Genomic DNA, 18,721 nt, shown 5'->3' on the forward strand with positions numbered 1-18,721 from the left:
GGGGGCAGCAGCGGGAAGTCGTCCTCGGGCTCCAGCGCGCCTCCGTCCGGCCGTTCGGGTTCGTCATCCTCCTCCGGCGGCAACGGCCGCTGGCGCTGAGGCGGGCCACGCCCGCGGACAACACCTGGCCTCCACATGACCGGCGCCGCGTCCCACTCCGGGGCGCGGCGCTGATGTTTTTCGGACAGCGCGGCGCCCTCCAGCCCCATGGCCAGCACCACCGAGGCGTCGACCAGGGGACGAACCGAGGGTGGGGTGGATTGCCGCCACGAGAGGCCGTGGAGAGCTTTCCCGCGATGATGCGTCCTCTCCTGATGGTTCCATGTGCGGTGCTGGGACTCTCACTGGGCTGCGGCCCTGGTGATTACACACCCGCCCCTGGCGTGCAGACCGACGACGCCGAGGCCGTGGACCTGGACAACCTCCGCATTGGTGTCAGCGGCACGGTGGACCTGCTCCCCGAAGCCCGGCGGTTGCTCGAGGCCCGGGGCCTGCCCCTGCCCACGCTGGAGGGAACGCCCCTCACCGCCGCGGAGCCCCTGCGGCTGGCGGTGAAAGACGCCAACGCCACCTTCGGCACCGCGCCGGCCGCCGCGGATGGCGCCTTCACCGTGCGCGACGTGGCGGTGCGGGAGATGCACCTGAGCCTCGCGGTGGGCGCGGAGGCCGCGGGCCTGGTGCCCGCCCATACCGTCGTCTACGACTCCGCCTTCACCGGTGCCCGGCCGCGCACGGACATCATCGGCGCGCGCGTGTGGGCGCTGCCGGACGCCTTCCATGACGCGCTCAGCGTCGCCGTGGGGGAGAGCGCCATCCGGGGCCACACCGACAACCGGGCGGCCACCCTGCGCGACGCCGGCTTCGTGCTGGGGCGCGTGGTGGATGCCAGCGGCCATCCCCTCGCTGGCGCGAAGGTCGCTCCCGACGGCGAGGCGCTGGCCGGTCGCATCTACTACCCCACCGCCGACCTTCAGGGAGCAAACCAGGAGGGCACCGGCCCGGACGGCTTGTTCGTCTACGTCCACTCGGGCGCGGGCGCGGAGTCCTTCCTCCTGTCCGTCACGGGCACGGACGGCTACACGCCGCGCAACGTGGGCGTGGCGCCGGGCTGGGGGCTGGTGCTCACCGTCCATCCCGGCATCCACCCGCCTCCCTAGACAGCGCGGCGCCCGGCCTTCCGCTCGCGACTCGGCTGCTCGGGGGCTGCTGCCCCGCGCGCTGGCCGCCCCCATGTTCCGACGGAGGCGCGCACGGCCCGAGCCAATGACTGGCGGCGCCCCCACCGTCCGCACCCATCGCTGCGCCGCACTCGCGTCCGATGCCGGAAGCCAAGGCGCGACGCATCTCTCGCTGGAGCGTCTCGTCCGGGGGCCTCGGGCCGATGCGTCACGGGAGGAGCCCTGTGCGTTCCAGGGGGACGCCACGATGAACGATTGCTGGAGGCCGCAGCGTCGGAGCGCGGCCATGGCCCGCGGCATCGCCTGGCTCGCGACGCTGGGAGCCCCGCTCGTGGGCGCGCTGTACCTCCTGGGCTGGGCCTGGGATGTGGAGATGCTGAGGCCCGGCGTGGCTGGCATCCCCATGATGCCGGTGACGGCCATCGCCATGATTTTCGGCGGCGCCGCACTGGGCCTGCGGCTGCGCTCCCGCCCGTTCCGCCATCAGGACGCCACGGCCACCGCCTGCGCGATGGTGATGGTGGTCATCGGCGCGGTGAGTCTCCTGCGCGACATCACCGGCTGGGACTTGGGGATGGAGCACATCGTGCTGCGCCTGCTCGATGGACACGCCTCGGTGCTCCCTCGCCCCTCTCCCCTCTCCGCCACCTGCATGACATTGCTGGGCGTGGCCCTGGCCCTCCCGGAGCGGAGCCAGTCCATCCGGCTGCGCGACACGCTGGTCGTGTTGTCGCTGGTGACCTCGACGCTGGGCCTCAACGGCCTGTTGATGGGCCCCTTGTTGACGGTGGGCACCCTGCCCTTCCTCGCCGAGCGCAGCATGGGGCTGCCCACCGCGCTGACGCTGATGCTGCTGGCGGTGGGCACGCTCTGCGCGCGGCCGGGGCTGGGGCTGATGGGCCGCATCACCCGCGACTCGCTCGGCGGCTTCCTCGCGCGCCGGTTGGTGCCGGTGACGCTGCTCGGCCCCTCCGTGCTGGGCATGGTGCTGATGCTCCTGCACGAGGTGCGCGCCATCAACCTGGAGGCGAAGCTCCCCATCTTCGCCACCTTCGTGAGCGCGGGCGGCGCCGCGCTCGTGCTCCTGTCCGCGCGGGCCCTGGACCACATTGAAGCCCACCGCCAACAGGCCACCGCGGCGCTGGAGGCCTCCGAGGCACGCTACCGGGGCCTGCTGGAGACCACCCCCGCGCCGCTGCTGACGGTGGACGCGCAAGGCCTGCTGCGCTTCGTCAACGCGGAGGCGGAGCGGGTGTTCGGCTACCCGCGCGAGGAGCTGCTGGGACGCGAAGTGGAGGTGCTGGTCCCCGAAGGGCTCTTCGGTGGCCGGAGCCTGGACACCGGCCTGGGCGAGCGCGCCATCCAAGGCCGCCGCAAGGACGGCAGCCTGCTGTCGCTGGAGGTGCGGCTGAGCCCGGTGTCAGGCCCGGAGGGTCCCAGCGTGCTCGCCGTCGTCCGCGACGTGTCGGAGCGGGAGCGATACCTCGCCAAGGTCCAGCGCGCCCGTGAGGAAGCGGAGATGCAGCGCAGCCAGGTGCAGGCCCTGTTGGACCACACGCCCGTGGGAATCGTCTTCGCGGAGGCGGACGGCGGACGGCTGGTGGCCAATCCCGTCGCGGAGCAACTGCTCGGGCGTCCGCTGAAGGGCGTGTCGCTGGAGATGACGGGGGTCAACCCCGTCGTGCTCACCACCGACGGCAAGCCGGTCCGCAGGGAGGACGTGCCCATCGTCCGCGCGCTGCTCACGGGCCAGCTCGCGGGGCCCGAGGAGTTCCTCATCCTCCACCCCGACGGGAGCCGGCTGCCGGTGTTGATGACCGCGGCCCCCGTCTTCGGCCCCAGCGGGAAGGTGCGCGGCGTGGTCTCCACGGCGCAGGACGTGACGACGCGCCACGAGTTGGACCGGCTCCGCGAGGAATACGTCAGCCTCATCTCCCACGACCTGCGCAATCCGCTCCACACCATCAGCCTGCGCGTGGGCCTGCTGCGGCGCGCCCTGCGCGAGCGGAACCTGGAGCGGGAGGAATCCATGACGGAGTCCATCCAGCGCAGCGTGGCCTGGATGAGCACCATGATTGAGGACCTGCTGGAAGGCTCGCGGCTGGAGTCCCAGCGGGAGACGCTGCGCCGCGAACCCCGGGACCTGGCGCGCTTCCTGGAAGAGGTGATGGAGCGGGACGTGGCCCCCGACGTGCGCGAGCGCTTCCACCTGGAGGTCCCAGGCGCGCTGCCCCCCGTCTGGATGGACGCGGCGAGGCTGGAGCGGGTGATGGCCAACCTGCTGAGCAACGCCGCCAAATACAGCCCCGGCAGGCAGCCCATCACCGTGCGAGCCCAGCTTCAGCCGGGCCAGGTGGTGGTGTCGGTGAAGGACCAGGGCCCCGGGCTGAGCCCGGAAGACGCCGCGCGCGTCTTCGACAAGTACTTCCGCACGCAGAAGAGCGGCGCGTCGGACGCGAAGGGGCTGGGGCTGGGGCTGTACATCAGCCGCCTCATCATCGAAGCGCACAGCGGGCGCATCTGGGTGGAGAGCGAGCCCGGCCAGGGCTCCACCTTCAGCTTCAGCCTGCCCGTGACCCCGCCCGGCGCGAACCCGCTCCCGCCCCAGCACCCGGATGACCAGGCCCCGGCGGCGGGAGACGGCTCGGCCGTCAGCGCGTAGGGGCCCAGCGCGGCAGCCAGTCCGGCCCCTTGGCGGTCGTCAGACGTGTCTGACCGCTGCCATCCGCGCGCATGAGGTACACGTCCGTGTCGCCCTGGCGCTCGGACACGAAGGCCAGGTACTTCCCGTCCGGACTCCACGCGGGCATGTCGTCCCGGTGCTTGCCGTCCGTCAGGGCCACCGGCGCGCCGCCCGCCACCGGCACCATCCAGATGCGGGCGTTCCCATCCGGCAGACGGCTCACGTAGACCAGCCGTTGCCCATCCGGACTCCAGGCGGCCTCGCGCTCGTCGCCCATGAAGGACTCGCCCGACACGGCGCGCAGGTCCGAACCGTCCGGGCGGAGGAAGTACAGCCGGTCCTTGCGCTCGCGATCACTGACGATGACGAGCCACTTGCCGTCCGGGCTCCACTTCGGCGTGCGGTCCTCATGGTGGAAGAAGGTGAGGCGGCGCTCACCACTGCCGTCCGCGTTCGCCACGTAGACTTCAGGGTCACCCTCGCGGCTGCAGACGAAGGCCACCTCCTTCCCATCCGGAGACACCGCCGGCTCGAAGCAGCCTTGTGGCACCTGCGTGAGGCGCACCTCCGGAACACCCTCGCGGGGCTCCAGGCGCACCACGTCGCTGAAGCCCTCCGCGTCGGACTCGGCCACCAACCAGGTGCCATCCGGCGCCCAGCTCGCGTTGCGCGCACGCGCCCGGGGCGGGTGCAGCGGTACCGCCGGGCTCTTGCCATCCAGCGGCAGGACCCGCATCTGCTGGCGGTGCAGCCCGTCCTCCTCCGTCGCGGAGATGACGAGCAGCGACTTGCCGTCCGGCGACAGGGGACCGGGGTACACGTCCTCCTCGCCGCGAGTCAGCTGCGTCTCCACACCCTCCGGACTCACCTTCCAGACATCCTTCCGCCCTGCCCGCTCCGACAAGAAGATGACCGCGCCTGGAATGGAGCGAGCCTCCTCCTTGGACAGCGGCCCGGAGCCGGACGTCCCGCCACACCGGCCGGAGCATCCGACACCGAGCACGGCGAGCGCGGTCAGACACCGCGCCCGCCACGGCCAGGAACGCTGAAGCCGTTCAAGGCCCCGCATCATCACCTCACTGAATCCGGACGGCGTCCGCCATGACGACGTAGCCTTCGGTGGCCCAGCGGCTCAACTGCACCTTGTTCCAGCCGGCGTTGAAGTTGTAGGTGCCCAGCGTCACCCACTTGCTGCCGTTGGTCTGCTGGTTCACCGTCACCGTGCTGTTGCCGCCCGCGTGCGCAATCACGAAGGGCGCCGCGGGAGAGCGGTTGGTGCCCTGCACCCACCAGGCCTGGATGGTCCGGCTGCCCGCCGCAGGCATGTGGAAGTGGAACACCGCCGGCTCGGAGACGGGCTGCGTGGAGGCGTAGTAGTAGTCGTTGCCGTAGTAGCCCGCGCTGGTGCCACGCGCCCAGGTGGACGGCACCGCGATGTAGCCCTTGGTGGAGTCGTTGTTGGCGTTGTTGCTGTCCACGACGATGACCGGGTTCGTTCCACCACCGCCGTCACCACACTCGCTGCGGATCTTGCTGATGTAGGTGGACCACGGCCAGTTGGGGCCCGGGTCCGTGCGGGTCTCCGGCTGCAGCCGGCCGTGGGCCACGATGTGGTAGCTGTCGCGCGGGATGCCCTGGTCCCGGGTGATGTTGCACGTCAGCTTGGCGGAGGTGGTGATCATCCCCGAGGAGAACGAGGCCGAGCTGGCGTAGCCACCGTGCTCGATGCCGATGGAGAAGTCGTTCGTCGACCGGCCGTTGAGGTGCGACTTGACGCCGCCGTTGAGGCTGCTGCGGTAGGCGGCGGCCACGTGCCAGGCGCGGTTCGACTCACGCACCAGCTGCGACACCTCGGTGCCGCTCTCGTTGACCACGTAGTGCGCGCTCACGCCCGCGGCGGAGTTGGTCAGCCAGCTCCAGCAACCCGAGTAGCCACCCTCACAGGTGTGGATGACGACCATCTGCTGACCGATGCCAGCGGGCCGCGCGTTGTAGTTGGGCGACGGGCGCCAGATGGAGGCCGCGTAGTCCGGGCCGGCCGCCAGGGCCTGCATCTTCGGCAGGGCGAACTTCGGCTCGACCTGGGTGGCATCCAGCGACACCGCCACCTTGCCCGCCGGCGTGAACGCGCCCGCGCCCTCGCGCAGCACCGCGTACACGTCGTTGTGGATGTAGTGCGCCTGGATGTCCGGGTCGGAGATGTCCGTCAGGCGCACGGCCACCGGGGCCCACGCGCCCAGGTCCGCGCGGTCGATGCCCGCCTCGTCGGCGTACTTCGACAGCAGCGCGGCGCCGGCGCGCAGGTTGGCCAGCGGCTCGTCACGCACCGCGTCCGCGGACACGCCCGCCAGGGCGGCGCCGTCGGCGATGAGCTGACCGCGCAGGGCCAGCAGACCAAAGGCCGCCGGGCGGCCCTCGAACTCCTCCTCGCCGCGGACGTGCTCCCAGCGCGTCTCCGCGTAGGAGATGGCCTTGAGCAGGCTCACCGGGACGTTGAACTCACCAGCGGCCTTCGCGAACTGCGCGTCCAGTTCGTTGGGCGTGCGGCGAGCCGCGTCGGCCACCGCGCGGGCGGCGTCGTCCACCGCGCCTGCGGGAACCTGCGACTCAGGTGCCGTTTCTTCCGGAGACGTTTCGGGCTGAGGGCCACAGGCCGCCAGGGCCATTGCCGCGGCCGTCACCGCGAACGTCTTGCGCAACACGTGCATGGAAACTCCTTGAAGGGGGGTCAGCAGCTCCACGGTCGCCCCCGTTCCACGGGAGCGGCGCAGGGGGCCACGCCTGAGCACCATGCATGCCAGCCACACGCTCCCAGGGAGCACCTCTTTTCCCCGACCCCAGATGGAGCATGGATGCTCCACCCTCTCGTCAAGAAATCCGCCCTCGAACCCAGGCCCCCGGCGGCGCAACCACCTGGAATCAGGAATGACGCACATGTAAGCCCTGACAACGAAGGCGTCGGGTTGGCCAACCGATGTCGCACTGACGTTTTTCGAGACAGCGTTATGTAAAATCACTTTACTACCTTTCCAGTCCTCCCCACCTTTTGGCGTGACACCGGATGCTGGAGATAGGACGAGGGGGCCGACAGGGGCGAGGGCTTCCGCTATGAGGGGGCCATGCGGCTCTTCGGAATCGGCGACACCCACCTGCCCTCCACGCGACAGAAGGACATGCACCGCTTCGGGTGGTCCGAGCACCCCCTTCCGCTGCAGCGTGCGTGGGATGAGCGGGTGGCTCCGGAGGACGTGGTCATCGTGGCGGGGGACATCTCCTGGGCCACGCGGGCCCACGAGGTGATGGATGACCTGGCGTGGCTGGACGCGCGCCCGGGACGCAAGGTGCTGGTGCGCGGCAACCACGACTACTGGTGGGGCGACTCCGCGTCCAAGCTGCGCAAGCTGCTGGAGCCCTTCCGCACCCTGGAGGGCTTCCTCCACAACAACGCCGTCGTCATGGGCCCGTGGGTGATTGCGGGCAGCCGGCTGTGGACCGCGCCGGAGGCGCCGCCCATGCCCGGTGGGGAGATGGGGGACGAGGCGGCGGACACCGGCTACGTGGAGCGGGAGACGCGCCGGCTGATGGCCTCCATGGAGGACGCGAAGAAGAAGGAGGCGGCCAGCGCCACGCCGCTGGTGCGCGTGGTGGCCGTGCACTTCCCGCCGGTGTACGCGAACGAGAAATCCACCGCCTTCAGCGAGCCCATTGAAGCCTTCGGACCGAAGGTGTGCGTCTATGGCCACCTGCACGCGGCTGGCATCGCCGCGGGCTTCACGGGCGAGCGCGGCGGCGTACGCTACGTGCTGGCCTCGTGTGACGCGGCGGGCTTCGCCCCGGTGCTGCTCGACGAGGTCTGAGGAGGCGCGCCATGCCGTCCAACAAGGCGGAGCTCGAGGCCCGGCTCGCGGCCGCGCACCCCGGTGATTCGGTGCGCGGGCTGTTCTTCAAGTCGGTGCTCAGCTTCGTCCAGCAGCAGGCGGGCCTGCCGGCACTGGAGACGGTGCGCCAGGGGGCGCTGGGCGCGGCGTACACCGACCTGCTCACGTACCCGGCGCGGGACTTCCTGACGCTCCTCTACCGCGCGGCGGACGCGTTGGAGCCGCTGCTGGGTCCCGAGGACGCCGTCTTCCACGCCTGCGGAGAGAAGGACGTGACGCGCTTCTCCACCGGGCCGGGCATGCTCATCTTCGGAATCATCTCCCGCGGGGACCCGCAGAAGCTCTTCGCGGGCGCGCAGATGGGCTACGGCGCGGCCGTCAGCTACGGCAGCCGCGACTACGTGCCCACCGGCCCCACCTCCGGCACGCTGCACATGCGCCGGGACATGCTGCCGCCCGCCTACCACGAGGGCATCCTCACCGGCGCGCTGAAGGTGCTGGGCCTCCGAGGCACCGCGCGCGCGACGCCGCGAGGCATCGACAGCGCGGACTACGACATCCAGTGGGCCTGAGGCGCGGCGCTCAGTCCACGCGGGTGTAGGTGACGTCCAACTCGGCGACGACGCGCTCGCCCACCGACGCCTGGCAGGTGAAGGTGTGCGCGTCACCGTCATGCGCGCTGCGAACGGCGCCGAACGTCACCGTCTGGCCCGCGTAGGCCAGGGTGTCCGCCTTCAGGCGCACGTCCTTCGCCATGCAGCGGGCCCACGGCGCGCCTTCCAGCCGGCGAAGCAGCGTGGTGGCCACGCGCGTCATCCCACTGGCCACCACGGCCACCGGCATCACCGGGTGCAGCGCGAAGTGCCCCTTGCACATCTCCGCCGTCACCGGCCCCAACGTGGCAGACAGGCTCTCACCATCCGGGCGCCAGTCGCGCAGCGCCAGCGGCTTGCTGTAGGGGTTCTGCCGCAGCCTGGCCCACTCCTCGGGGGTGCGCTGCACGCCGTCGTCGCGGCGCGGCTCGCGGCGCATGTCCACCCGGGCCTCGCCGAACAGGCGCGTGAAGGCGGCGGCGGACAGCACGTTGTAGTCCACCTCCAGGCGGAAGAACGGCGTGCCGTCCGGCAGCGACAGCAGCGTGTGCGCGGTGGCCGAGCGGCGGCCGGTGAACTCCGCCTTCGCCAGCCCCCACAGCAGGTCCGTGGCGCGGGCCATGGGCTCCGGGCGCAGCCACTGCCCGCGCGCGCCGCACGCCAGGTAGAAGTGCTGGCCGTCCTTGGGCGACATCAGCGCGGACGCACATGAGCCCAGAATCGCCAGGTGCCGCCCCGCCTCCCCCAGGCCAATGGGGCCCGCTTCCGCGTCCGGGTCCTGCTGCACGGGGATGCGCGCCACCACCTCGCCCTCCCCCATCACCGTCACGTCCTTGAGGGCGTAGTAGGGGTCCCGCACGCAGATGCGCGGGTAGAGGTCCGCGTGCGTCAGCAGCGTGTGCGGCGCCAGCCCCGACAGCGTCTCCAGCGTCTGCTCCGACGAAGCCCAGGCAGAAACAGGGGCAACAGCGGAATTCGCGGACGAGGGCGCAATGTCGAGGAGCATGGACTGACCTGATTTCGGACGAGGGGTGCCGGGGGACACCAGTTTTCGAGATGCCGAGCTTCGTTCCGCCGACAGAAGACAAATTCCGGCGGACGAAAATGATTATCGGCATACGGTCCGATTTGTTGCTTCCTGCCGTAATTTTCCGTCCGAAGGGTAAATCTGGACGCAAATGTGGCAGGGAGGCGCAGCCCAGGACACAGAAGCGTCATTCAACGCAAAGAGTCAAGGCAGATGTGGGGTGAAGCACACCCGCCCTGGCTCAGGCGTTCACGGGGCTACAACTCCACCTGCGCGCCCAGCTCCACCACCCGGTTGGGCGGGATGCGGAAGTACGAGGTTGCGCTGCGCGCGTTGCGGCTCATCCAGGCGAACAGCGCCTCTCGCCACACGGCCATGCCCGGGCGCTTGGTGGGAATCAGCGTCTCCCGTCCCAGGAAGAAGCTGGTGCCCATCAGTTGGAACTGGAGCCCCTTCTCGCGGCAGCGCTTCAGCACGTCGGGGATGCCCGGGTTCTCCATGAAGCCGTAGCGCGCCACCACGCGCACGAAGCCCTGCTCCAGCGGCTCCACCTCCACGCGCTCGCCAGGCGGCACGTGCGGCAGCTCCTCGGAGAGGATGGTCAGCAGCACCACCTGCTCGTGCAGCACCTTGTTGTGCTTGAGGTTGTGCAGCAGCGCGGGCGGGGTGCCTTCCGCGTTGCCCGTCATGAAGATGGCCGTGCCCGGCACCCGCACCGGCGGGTGGTCGCCGAAGCTGCCCAGCAGCACCTTCAGGGGGATGCTGGACGCGCGCAGCTTGGCCGCCAGGATGTCGCGCCCCCGCTTCCACGTCGTCATCAGCGTGAAGACGACGACAGCCATCAGCAGCGGGAACCAGCCGCCGTCCGCCACCTTCACCGCGTTGGCGCCAAAGAAGGCCAGCTCCACGGTCAGGAACAGGCCCACCACGGGAATGGCCACCCACCGCCGCACGCCCCACAGCTCCCGGGCCACCACGTAGGCCATCAGGGTGGTGATGACCATGGCCGTGGACACCGCGATGCCGTACGCCGACGCCAGCGCACTGGAGGAGCGGAAGCCCAGCACCAGCGCCACCACGCCCACCAGCAGCGCCCAGTTCAGACCGGGCAGGTAGATTTGCCCCATCTCCTCCGCCGAGGTGTGCACCACCTCCATGCGCGGGCTGTAGCCCAACTGCATCGCCTGGCGCGTCAGGGAGAACACCCCCGCGATGAGCGCCTGCGAGGCGATGACGCCCGCCACCGTGGCCAGCGCCACCAGCGGATACAGCAGCCAGGACGGCGCCAGCAGGAAGAAGGGATTGCGCGCGGCGCTCGCGTCGCGCAGCAGCAGCGCCCCCTGCCCCAGGTAGTTGAGCATCAGCGCCGGCAGCACCATGGAGAACCACGCCAGTTGGATGGGCTTGCGGCCGAAGTGGCCCATGTCCGCGTAGAGGGCCTCACAGCCCGTCACCACCAGGAACACGCCGCCCAGCACCAGGAAGCCGTGCAGGTGGTTGTGGCGGAACAGCTCCACCGCGTGCCAGGGCGACAGCGCCCCCAGCACCGCCGGGTTGTGGACCAGCTCCTTCACGCCCAGCCCCGCCAGCGTGAGGAACCAGACGCACATGACGGGACCGAAGACAGCGCCGATGTCCGCGGTACCGTGCCGCTGCACCAGGAAGAGCCCCACCAGGATGACCAGGGCGATGGGGATGACGTAGGGGTCGAAGACGGGCGTGGCCACATGCAGGCCCTCCACCGCGCTGAGCACGGTGATGGCCGGCGTGATGATGCCGTCTCCATAAAGGAGCGCCGCGCCAAAGATGCCCAGCGTAATCAACATCGGACGCGGCCGGTGGGACGGCTGCGCGCGCTGGCGCTGCATCACCAGCGCCATCATCGCCAGGATGCCGCCTTCGCCCCGGTTGTCCGCCTTCATCACCAGCAGCAGGTACTTCACCGACACGACGATGATGAGCGACCAGAAGATGAGCGACAGCACCCCCAGCACGTTCGCGGGCGTCGGCGGAATCCCATGCACCCCCGTGAAGCACTCCCGCAACGCGTACAGCGGGCTCGTGCCGATATCGCCGTAGACGATGCCCAGGGCCCCGAGGGCCAGCAGCGCCGAGCGCTTGAAGGTGTCCGGGCCCTTTTTGACGTCTTCGCCGCCCGGCACTCCGGTGGTGGTCGCTTTCACGAAGCCGCGCTTTAGCCGAACCCAGGCCTGGAGCAACCGCCACCGTGCCGCCCATGGAGTATTCCCTTGTGCGCCTGACGCATCCCCGCCTCGGCGTCACAGGGCCCTAGGGCGGGGAGTGCGTCCGGAACGAACACTCCCAGGCCAGGGATGTTCGACATTCGTGACGGCACGGCCGCCCTGCCCGGAGGGACGCTCCTCGCCGCGTTACAGCCATGCTCCCATGCAACACGATGGGTGGGGGGGACTCGATGACGATGGTGGCGGCACTTGGTCAGGCAGAAGCCCGGCGGTCCGGAGCACGAGGTCCAGCGATGCTGGAAGCCATCCTCCAGGTCTCCCCCCTGGCCATCCACCTGATGGACCTGGATGGCACGGTACGGCTGTGGAACCCCGCCGCCGAGCGGCTCTTCGGCTGGAGCCGGGAGGACGTGCTGGGCCACCGCGCCCCCTGGGCCACCGACGCCCGCTGGGAGAAGTTCCGCCGCCATCAGGAGCAGGCCACGCAGGGGCTGGAGCCGCCCTGTCTGGAGCTGGAGCTCCACCGGCGAGATGGCACGCCCCTCCATGTAGAGCTGTGGGCAGCGCCCATGCCACCGTCCACCAACGGTCCCGCCCAGTGCCTGGGCATGCTGGTGGACGTCACCGAGCGGCGCCGGGGCGAGGCCCACCGACAGCTCCTGTCAGAGGCCAGTGAAGTCCTCGGCTCCAGCATGGAGCAGGACGCGACGCTGGAGCACCTGGCGCGGCTCGCCGTGCCTGCCTGCGCGGACTCCTGCCGCGTGTTCCTCGAGGAGGCCCCTGGCAAGGTGCGATGCGTGGTTTCGGCGGGCCTGGACGCGCGGGAGCCCCTTGATGCGGGTACGCCGCTCGTCCCGGACGAAGCGGCGGTGTCGCGAATCATCGCGTCCGGAGAGCCTGCGCTGCACGACGCGGAGCCGCCGTCCTGGCTGGGCGTGCCGCTGGCGTGGCCGGGGCGGAAGGGCGCCGCGCTTGTCTTCTCGCGCACCGGACGGGCCTTCGACGCGCGGGACATGACACTGGCGCGGGAGCTGGCGCGCCGGGCGTCAATCGCCCTGGACCACGCGCGCCAGTACCACGAGGCGCGCCAGGCCATCCGCGCGCGCGAGGAGTTCCTGGCCATCGCCAGCCATGAGCTGAAGTCCCCCCTCAGCGCGCTCCAGCTCCAGGTGCAGAGCCTGCGCACCGCGCTGGAGCGCTCACCGGACGCCGTCCCCCGGGAGCGGCTGCACCGGGGGCTGGACCTGGTGGGCCGGCAGGCGAAGCGGCAGGCGAAGCTCATCGACGCGCTGCTGGACGTGTCGCGCATCCACGCCGGACGACTGGAGCTGAACCCGGAGCCGGTGGACCTGGGCGCCCTGGTCCGCGAAGTGGCGGAGCGCTTCGAGCCGGAGCTGGCGGGCGCGGGCACGCACCTGACGCTGACGCTGCCGCTGGAGGCCCACGGCCACTGGGACCGGCTGCGACTGGACCAGGTGCTCACCAACCTGGTGTCCAACGCGATGAAGTACGGGCGCGGCAACCCCGTCCATGTGGCGCTGTCCAGCACCGAGGCCCACGTGCGCCTGGACGTGCGCGACGCGGGCATCGGCATCCCGCCGGAGCACCTGCCGCGCCTCTTCCACCGCTTCGAGCGCGCCGTGTCCGGCCGGGACTACAGCGGCGTCGGCCTGGGGCTGTGGATTGTCCGCGAGGTGGTGGAGGCCATGGGTGGCCACGTCACCGTGAGCAGCGAGCTGGGCGTGGGCTCCACCTTCACCGTGGTGCTGCCGCGTGCGCGCGGGTGAGGACGCCCCGCGCGGGCGCGTCCCTCACAGCGCGAGGAACAGGATGGCGGCCTTCTCCTCGGGGCTCGCCGCGAGGAACTCGTCCGGCAGCCAGATTTCCGAGTCGGGCGTCATGGCCCGGTCGCAGCTGCGCCGGCCCGTGTAGAAGCGGTTCGTGTTCTGCGCCTTCAGCCGGTAGGTGCAGTCGCGGACGTAGAGGGTGAGCTCGCTGGGGCTCAGCTTCAGGTTGACGGGGCGTCCGCCAAATCCGCCCTTGGCCACGATGGCGTCCCCCTCCTTCGTCACCGTCAGGTTCACCGGCGCGCCGCCGACGGAGCCCTCCACCGCCCCGTCCTTCAGCGTCAGGGCGAAGCTCCCCTTCAGCCCGCGGCCCTTCAGCATCCCGGGCGAGCGAGCCACCTGGAAGTCCGCCCCCGTCACCGCCTCTGGCGTCATCTCCAGGTTGAACGACTGGTAGGCAATCTTCATGTTGATGGCGTCCTGCTTCCGTTCGGCCATCGCCACGCCTGCCCCCAGCACCACCCCCAACACCAGCACGCTCCGGCGGAGCGGCATCAGCATGCCCTTCATGTGGAGACCTCCTCGTACGGTTTCATCCCCAGCTGACCAACGACAGTGTGGACACCGGATACCGGCACGTCATGCACCTTGGGGGAACCCCCGGGAATTGCTTTCGGCGCAGTGGGCATCCCGCCAGGGAGGGGCCGGCGGGAGTCCACCGCCCACGCCGTGGGCACGCGCCGTGAACGACGTTGACACCCAGGCCCACCCCGCACGCGCAACCCCACGGAAACAGGCTCGTCCTCCGGTGGCAGGCCCCTTGCGATGGCGCCCCTCCCAAAGGAGCGGCCATGGCGGAGACAGGCAACACGCGGTGGGGAACGGCGAGGCTGGACGGAGGCAAGGTGCTGCGCTGGAGCCTCCTGCACGCGGGAGCGCTGGTGGGGGGCACCTGCTTCTTCTCGTGGAGCGCGGTGGCGGTGTTCGCCGGGATGACCGCGGTGACGATGTGCCTGGGCGTGTCGGTGGGCCTGCACCGGGGGCTCATCCACCGGGCCTTTCGTGCCTCGGCGCCCGTGGAGCGCGCGTTGGCGCTGCTCGGCACCCTGGCCGGCCTGGGCGGCCCCATCGCGATGAGCCGCATGCATGACCTGCGCGACTTCCACCAGAACCAGCCGGAAGCGGGCTGTCCCCCCTACTTCGGTTACCGCGAGGGCTTCACGCGCGCCATGGCCTACGCCCTCTTCCACACCTGGCACCCGCGAAGCGGCGCCGCGGACGTGCCAGCGGCGCCCCATGTGACGCAGGACGTGTTCTTCCGCGGGCTGGAGCGCGCGGGCCTGTGGCTCCAGGTGCCGCTCGCCCTGGCCTTGTACGCATTGGGCGGGGCGCCCTGGGTGGCCTGGGGCATCCTGGTGCGGCTGGCGCTCACCCAGGATGGCTTCTGGTGCGTCCATTACGTGAGCCACGTGGAGGGCGAGCAGCCCTACGAACTGCCGGGCTGCGCCGAACAGGGGCGCAACGTCGGCTGGCTGGCGCTGCTGAGCATGGGCGAGTCGTGGCACAACACCCACCACGTCTACCCGGCCTCGGCGCAGATGGGGCTCGGGTGGCGGCAGCCGGACCCGGGCTGGTGGGCCGTGCGCGGACTGGCCACGCTGCGGCTGGTGCATGACGTGAAGTCGCTGGCCCACCTGCCGCCGCGCCCGGGCGCCCGGGCGCCCGCCCGCGCCGCCCGGAGCCTCGTCGGCCCCGGCGCCTCTGCGTGCTCGCCCTACGCCGGGCCTGACGCTCCGATGTGGGCGCGCTTCACTCCTCGACGTTGCGCAGGAAGTCCGCCACGTGGGCGAAGCGCGCGTCGAGGAAGCGGCGCAGGCCCCCGGTGATGCCTCGCGCGTCCATGGCCCGTTGCATGGAGCGCACCCACGCATCACGCATGGCGACGCCGATGGACAGGTGGCCATGACGCATGCGCAGTCGGGGATGGCCGTGGCGCTCCGTGTAGTCCTGCGGCCCGCCCAGCCATCCCGCGAGGAACAAGCCGAACCGCTCACGCGTGCCGCGGTTCACCCGGCCCTCGGCGTCCAACTCGTGCAGGCGCGCCAGCTCCGGCTCGTGGGCGTCCATGGCGTCGTAGAAAGCCTCGGCCAGGGCCATGGCCGCGTCGGTGCCGCCCAGCCGGTGATACGGCAGGTCGTCCGGGCTCGGCACCCAGTCGTCTTCGGTGGGCATCTTCAGTTGTACGGACATGCTTTCTTTCTACCGCTGGAAGCGTCCGGGTTCATGGAGAGTCGTCATTCCCCTCGAAACGGCCAGCTGACCTCCGGCGGACAAAGAGGCGGGCGGTCCAGGGGCCGCCTGCCCTGGAAGATTTGACCTGGGAGAGAGGCGGTTGCTAGAGCCACGGCCACCCGTGCCCATTCCCCCCCGCGTCGCACCGTCTCCTCCCGTGGTCTGGGTGCTCGACGACAGTCCGGTAGAGACCCAGGCCATCTGCCGCGCGCTGGAGCCCTACTGCAGGGTCACCGGGTTCTTGGACGGAGCCTCGCTGCTGGAGTCCCTGACGCAGGGGCGCGTGCCCGAGGTGCTCGTGCTGGACTGGCACCTGCCCGGCATGTCGGGCCTGGAGGTCTGCCGCTTCGTCCGAAGCAATCCCGCCACCGAGCACGTCCCCGTCCTGCTCCTCACCGGGAACACGCGCGCGGAGGACGTGGTGGAGGGCCTGTCCGCGGGGGCCAACGACTACGTCTTCAAGCCCTTCCGCCCGGTGGAGTTCGCCGCGCGCGTCCAGGCCCTGGCGCAGTGGGAGCGCAGCCGGCGCAAGACGTTGGAGGATGAACGGGCGCGACGCCGGCAGTTGGAAGGCACGCTGACGGAGGTCCAGGCCGCCGAGGAGCGCGCCTGGCGCAGCGAGCTGCGCTTCCGGCTGGCGGCGCGCGCCACGCGGGACGCGGTGTGGGAGTGGGACCCGCGCACGGGCCTCACGGACTGGACGAGCGGCCTGCACGAAGTCTTCGGCTACGCCCCCGGCATCATCCGGGACGAGCATCGCTGGTGGGAGGAACGGCTGCACCCGGACGACCGCGCGCGCGTCGTCGCCAGCCTCCAGGCCACCCTGGAAGGCCCCGAGCACGAGTGGCAGGCCACCTACCGCTTCCAGCGCGGAGACGGCTCCTGGGCCTACGTGGCGGACCGCTGCCACATCATCCGGGACGCGCAGGACAAGGCCACGCAGGTGGTGGGCGCCATGCAGGACGTCACCGAGCACCAGGAGATCGAGGCCGCGCGGGCCCGGCTGCTGGAGCTGGAGCGTGGCGCCCGGGAGGAGTCGGACCGGCAGCGCGCCATGCTGGCCACGCTCTTCGAACAGGTGCCCGTGCTGCTCGGCGTGCTGAGCGTGCCGGACCAGCGCTGCGTGGTGGCCAACGCGCGGCTGCGGCAGCGCTTCGGCCAGCGGCAGCTGGTGGGCCGCACGCTCCGCGAGGCCCTGCCGGAGCTGGAGGGCCAGAACATCCTTGAGTTGCTGGACACCGTCTTCGCCACTGGCGAGCCCTTCAGCGCGCGGGAGCTGCCCGTGCGCATCGCCCAGGAGCCCGGCGCCCATCCGCCGGAGGGCTACTTCGACTTCATGTACCAGCCGATGCGGGACGCCAGCGGACGGCTGGCGGCCGTCATCCTGTTCGCGGTGGAGGTCACGGACTCCGTCCTGGCGCGGCGCAAGGAGTCGGAGCTGGCGCAGCAGATGAAGGCCCGCGCGGACTTCGAGCGGCAGCTCATCGGCATCGTCAGCCACGACCTGCGCAACCCGCTGGGGGCCATCACCCTGGCGGTGTCCATGATGCTCCAGCGCGGACCGCTGGATGAGCGGCAGGAGCGTCAGGCGCAGCGCATCCGGAGCTCGGCGGACCGCGCGACGCGGATGATTCGCGACCTGCTCGACTTCACCCGCGCGCGCCAGGGGACGGGGCTTCCGGTGTACCCGCAGCCCATGGACCTGCACGAAGCCGTTCGCGCGGTACTGGACGAGGTCCACGCCGGCTGGCCCGACCGTCACCTGGAGACGGAACGCACCGGAAACGGCGAGGGCACGTGGGACCCGGACCGGCTGGCGCAGCTCATTGGCAATCTGGTGGGGAATGCCTTGCAGTACAGCCCGCCCGGCACGCCCGTGCGGGTGACGTCCCGAGGCGATGACGACGGCGTCGTGCTGGAGGTCCACAACCTGGGCCCGGCGATTCCCCTGGAGCGGCAGCCGCGCATCTTCGAGCCGCTGGAGCGCGCCACGGTGCGCCCGGAGGACCAGGGCCGGCGCAGCATCGGCCTGGGACTCTACATCGTGCGCAGCATCGTCCTGGCCCACGGCGGCACGGTGGAGGCCCGCTCCCAGGAGGAGACGGGCACCACCTTCACCGTGCGGCTGCCACGCCATGCGCCCACGGCGCCGCCCATGCACGAACTCAGGGCGACCAGCGCTTGGGACGGCGCTTGAGCGTCGTCAGGCCCAGCCGGTCACAGAACGCCTCGTACACGGCGGCCGGCACGCCCTTCCACGCCAGGTCCTCCAGCGACGACGTGCCCGGCAGCGGCGCGTCCGTCACCAGGGTGGCCAGCCGGCGGTAGAGCAGCGCGGCGTCACGGTGTTCGCGCAGCGTCGCGGCCAGCTTCTCCGCGCCCCGGGGACGCACCTTCCACTCGGACGCCTCCGCGGGGATGTCCTCCAGGTGGCCATGCGCGCTCAGCAACGCCGACGCGCCCTTCTCTCCGAAGCCCGGCAGTCCGGGGATGCCATCCGCCGCGTCGCCCATCAGCGCCAGCAGGTCCGGCACGCTCGCGGGGGCCACGCCCAGCTTCGCGCGCACCGCGTCCTCGTCGAGCACCTTCTCCTGCCGCCGGTCCACCTGCACCACGCGGCTGCCACGCACGCACTGGCCCAGGTCCTTGTCGGGCGTGAGCAGCCGCACCTGCTCCACCGCGTCCGCCCAGCGCGCCGCGGCGGTGGCCAGCGCGTCATCCGCCTCCTGCTCCTTCATGGACCACGCGGTGACGCCCAGCGCGCGCACGGCCTCCTCCGCCAGGTCGAACTGCGCGTGCAGCTCCGGAGGCACGCCCTCGTCGCTCTTGTAGCCGTCGAACAGCGCGTTGCGGAACGAGCGGATGGGGTTGTCGAACGCCACCGCCACGTGCGTCACCGCCTCGTCCGCGTCGTGCAGCAGCGCGAGCAGCGAGGACATCAGCCCCACCGTGGCCTTCACGTCCTGTCCATCCGGCGCGGCATGGCCCGGACGGGGCGAGAAGTGGGCGCGGTAGAGCTCGTAGGTGCCGTCGACCAGGTGCAGGCGCATGTCGCCCTCTCTACCCCCGGTAGCGCACG

The 18,721-nt window shown here is 71.0% G+C and carries 14 protein-coding genes and 1 pseudogene; 7 read left to right on the forward strand and 8 right to left on the reverse strand.

What is annotated here, in order from left to right; all coding sequences use genetic code 11:
- Positions 1-221: pseudogene (locus HNV26_RS28695) on the reverse strand (hypothetical protein); the annotation flags it as partial.
- Between HNV26_RS28695 and HNV26_RS28700 the strand changes: the two are divergent.
- Both HNV26_RS28700 and HNV26_RS28705 read left to right on the forward strand, forming a co-directional pair.
- Positions 174-1,157, forward strand: a complete 984-nt coding sequence (locus HNV26_RS28700) for a carboxypeptidase regulatory-like domain-containing protein (RefSeq protein ID WP_171444031.1) — start codon at positions 174-176, stop codon at positions 1,155-1,157. The pseudogene HNV26_RS28695 and the gene HNV26_RS28700 overlap by 48 nt on opposite strands.
- A gap of 307 nt (positions 1,158-1,464) precedes the next feature.
- A complete protein-coding gene (locus HNV26_RS28705; RefSeq protein ID WP_253817150.1) occupies positions 1,465-3,840 on the forward strand; it encodes a sensor histidine kinase in 2,376 nt (791 codons plus the stop codon).
- Here HNV26_RS28705 and HNV26_RS28710 read toward each other — a convergent pair.
- Together HNV26_RS28710 and HNV26_RS28715 are read right to left on the reverse strand one after the other, a co-directional pair.
- The gene (locus HNV26_RS28710; RefSeq protein ID WP_171444032.1) at positions 3,830-4,930 is read right to left on the reverse strand and encodes a TolB family protein; all 1,101 of its coding nucleotides are present in this window, start codon (positions 4,928-4,930) and stop codon (positions 3,830-3,832) included. The two genes, HNV26_RS28705 and HNV26_RS28710, sit on opposite strands and share 11 nt — an antisense overlap.
- A 7-nt stretch (positions 4,931-4,937) precedes the next feature.
- Positions 4,938-6,569, reverse strand: coding sequence for a golvesin C-terminal-like domain-containing protein (locus HNV26_RS28715; protein ID WP_464985168.1), 1,632 nt, complete (start codon positions 6,567-6,569; stop codon positions 4,938-4,940).
- A 411-nt stretch (positions 6,570-6,980) separates the two neighbouring features.
- Between HNV26_RS28715 and HNV26_RS28720 the strand changes: the two genes are divergently transcribed.
- Both HNV26_RS28720 and HNV26_RS28725 read left to right on the forward strand, forming a co-directional pair.
- A complete protein-coding gene (locus tag HNV26_RS28720; RefSeq protein WP_171444015.1) occupies positions 6,981-7,718 on the forward strand; it encodes a metallophosphoesterase in 738 nt (245 codons plus the stop codon).
- 11 nt (positions 7,719-7,729) lie between these two features.
- Positions 7,730-8,311, forward strand: a complete 582-nt coding sequence (locus HNV26_RS28725; RefSeq protein WP_171444016.1) for a TIGR02265 family protein — start codon at positions 7,730-7,732, stop codon at positions 8,309-8,311.
- A gap of 10 nt (positions 8,312-8,321) precedes the next feature.
- Here HNV26_RS28725 and HNV26_RS28730 read toward each other — a convergent pair whose 3' ends face one another.
- Together HNV26_RS28730 and HNV26_RS28735 are read right to left on the reverse strand one after the other, a co-directional pair.
- Positions 8,322-9,338 (reverse strand): hypothetical protein, encoded by a 1,017-nt coding sequence (locus tag HNV26_RS28730; protein ID WP_216612801.1) that lies wholly within the window; start codon positions 9,336-9,338, stop codon positions 8,322-8,324.
- Positions 9,339-9,616: 278 nt separating this feature from the next.
- Complete coding sequence (locus tag HNV26_RS28735; protein WP_171444017.1) at positions 9,617-11,578, reverse strand: potassium transporter Kup; 1,962 nt, start codon at positions 11,576-11,578, stop codon at positions 9,617-9,619.
- A 278-nt stretch (positions 11,579-11,856) separates the two neighbouring features.
- On the opposite strand from HNV26_RS28735, the gene HNV26_RS28740 reads away from it, so the two are divergent.
- Positions 11,857-13,350: a sensor histidine kinase gene (locus HNV26_RS28740; RefSeq protein WP_171444018.1), complete on the forward strand. Its 1,494-nt coding sequence runs from the start codon at positions 11,857-11,859 to the stop codon at positions 13,348-13,350.
- Positions 13,351-13,374: 24 nt separating this feature from the next.
- On the opposite strand, the gene HNV26_RS28745 is transcribed toward HNV26_RS28740, so the two are convergent.
- The gene (locus HNV26_RS28745; protein WP_171444019.1) at positions 13,375-13,920 is read right to left on the reverse strand and encodes a hypothetical protein; all 546 of its coding nucleotides are present in this window, start codon (positions 13,918-13,920) and stop codon (positions 13,375-13,377) included.
- 281 nt (positions 13,921-14,201) lie between these two features.
- On the opposite strand from HNV26_RS28745, the gene HNV26_RS28750 reads away from it, so the two are divergent.
- Positions 14,202-15,236: an acyl-CoA desaturase gene (locus HNV26_RS28750; protein WP_253817151.1), complete on the forward strand. Its 1,035-nt coding sequence runs from the start codon at positions 14,202-14,204 to the stop codon at positions 15,234-15,236.
- On the opposite strand, the gene HNV26_RS28755 is transcribed toward HNV26_RS28750, so the two are convergent.
- Complete coding sequence (locus tag HNV26_RS28755) at positions 15,160-15,600, reverse strand: group II truncated hemoglobin (protein ID WP_140860116.1); 441 nt, start codon at positions 15,598-15,600, stop codon at positions 15,160-15,162. The genes HNV26_RS28750 and HNV26_RS28755 overlap by 77 nt on opposite strands.
- A 163-nt stretch (positions 15,601-15,763) precedes the next feature.
- Here HNV26_RS28755 and HNV26_RS28760 point away from each other — a divergent pair, with 163 nt between their 5' ends.
- On the forward strand, positions 15,764-17,839 hold the full coding sequence (locus HNV26_RS28760; protein ID WP_366817046.1) for a hybrid sensor histidine kinase/response regulator: 2,076 nt from the start codon (positions 15,764-15,766) through the stop codon (positions 17,837-17,839).
- Here the strand turns inward: HNV26_RS28760 and HNV26_RS28765 are convergent.
- Positions 17,808-18,692 (reverse strand): 5'-3' exonuclease, encoded by an 885-nt coding sequence (locus HNV26_RS28765; RefSeq protein ID WP_171444021.1) that lies wholly within the window; start codon positions 18,690-18,692, stop codon positions 17,808-17,810. The two genes, HNV26_RS28760 and HNV26_RS28765, sit on opposite strands and share 32 nt — an antisense overlap.
- Positions 18,693-18,721: the final 29 nt, after the last annotated feature.

Origin of the sequence: Myxococcus xanthus, from assembly GCF_013116825.1 — a bacterium.
GTDB lineage: Bacteria > Myxococcota > Myxococcia > Myxococcales > Myxococcaceae > Myxococcus > Myxococcus xanthus_B.